Raw genomic sequence first — 1,820 nt, forward strand, 5'->3', positions numbered from 1 at the left:
TTTACCCATTGCTACTCCACTCATTATATGTGCAGTTGTAGGTGTTCCAAGAATTATTTCTGTAAGTGATGAACCTGGTTCACCACCTAATTTTTTTGCGAATAACTTTGTTGCTTTTTCTGCTGTTGGGAATGATACTGTTAAAGGCGTATCTAATTCTTTCTGAACGGCACTTACTTCTTTTTTAAAAAAGCGATACCATTTTCTACGCAACTCTAAGTGAATAAATGCCTCTGATTTTTGCATTACTAGTAATAAAACTGAATTTCTTGCTTTTCCTTTAGGATTTATAACTTTAAATGTTTTAATTGGATGAAAAATGGTTTGAATTATAAATTTTATAATCCTGGTTATTCCTTGTCCTGTTACCATTGGTACATACGGTACATATATCCAGGATCCATCTGAACCCTCAGGGAATCTAGTAACTTCAATATTAGTATCTTTATCAACAGAAATAAAAGAGCTTATAGCAACCCCATCATCTAATTTTTCATTAGTATTATTAACAGTTGTGAGTGTCTCTGAATTAGTACGAATTTCTTGTCCTAATAATGAAGATATATTGGGCAATGTTTTATATTTATCACGCATCTTTAATAATAAAGGTACAGTACCCATAACACCACCAGAAATAACAACCCCTCTTGCTCGTAATGAATAATGCTTTACTTTATTATTAACTGTCTCTTTTATATCTATTATGTAACCTTCACTTCCATCTTTGTTGATTGGTGTGATTTTAATAGCTTCAGAGTTGGGGCGTATTTCAACACCATTACGTTCAGCAAAATATAGATAATTTTTTAATAATGTATTTTTAGAATTATTCCGGCAGCCGACCATGCATCCGCCACAATAATTACAAGTTTTCCTATTGGGTCCCTCTCCATTGAAATAAGGATCTCTAAAGGTTTTATTTGTATCTAGCTCACTTTGTGGGAAAAATACGCCAGTACTAACTGTTTTAAACGATGAACCATACCCCATGTGCTCTGCTACTTTCTTTAAGGTTTGATCAGCAATATTAGTGTATTTATTTTCCGTAGTACCTAACATTTTTTGCGCTAAGTCATAGTATGGCAATAAAACTTCTTTCCAATCATTTCGTATCTTTGACCATGCCTTAGATTCAAAAACTTCATCAGGTGGAATCAAGTGCACATTGGCGTAAATCTGTGATCCACCACCTACACCGACTCCATGAATAACAGTAGTTTTGCTTGTGAATGACAACTGTATTGTCCCTTTTAATCCGAATTTTGGGAACCATAAATAATTTTTTGTATCTAAATTGGATGTTGGATAGTCTTTATCTTCTCTTCTCAATCCTTTTTCTAAAACAAGAACTCTATATCCTTTTTCGCTTAAACGTAATGCACTTACAGATCCGCCAAAGCCAGAACCTATAACTATTTGATCATAATCGAAATTTTCATTTGACATAATAACTAATCCCTTATTATTAACTTTTTTGATGAAAAAATTTAATTTCCGTTAAAACTTAATATTCCACTTCTAGTATTTATGATTTTATCTTTAATAATACATGTAATATTTTATTTGCTAAATTGCCATACGGAGGTGCGAGGTATTTTAGACTCGAAAAACCAGCTTGGTGAAATATAGGTCGCATTTTTGAAAAAGTTAAAAACCCTTCATAGCCATGATATTGCCCCATTCCACTGGCTCCTATACCACCAAATGGCAAGTCATGTTGACCCACATGGAATAATGCGTCATTGATAGATACTCCACCAGACATAATATTACTTATATAATATTTAATTAATTTTCTGTTATTGCTAAATGGATAGAAA

Annotated in this window: 2 protein-coding genes; both read right to left on the bottom strand. The window is 32.6% G+C overall.

Translation table 11 applies throughout. From position 1 onward, the window contains the following. Positions 1-1,446: GMC family oxidoreductase N-terminal domain-containing protein (locus CL42_RS16010; protein ID WP_035270905.1), on the bottom strand; the 1,446-nt coding region annotated here is incomplete at its 3' end. 79 nt (positions 1,447-1,525) lie between these two features. After that, the coding region (locus CL42_RS16015) for an aldehyde dehydrogenase family protein (RefSeq protein WP_155757017.1) at positions 1,526-1,820 on the bottom strand (295 nt) is incomplete at its 5' end.

It is taken from the genome of Acinetobacter sp. Ver3, assembly GCF_000632455.1.
Lineage (GTDB): Bacteria > Pseudomonadota > Gammaproteobacteria > Pseudomonadales > Moraxellaceae > Acinetobacter.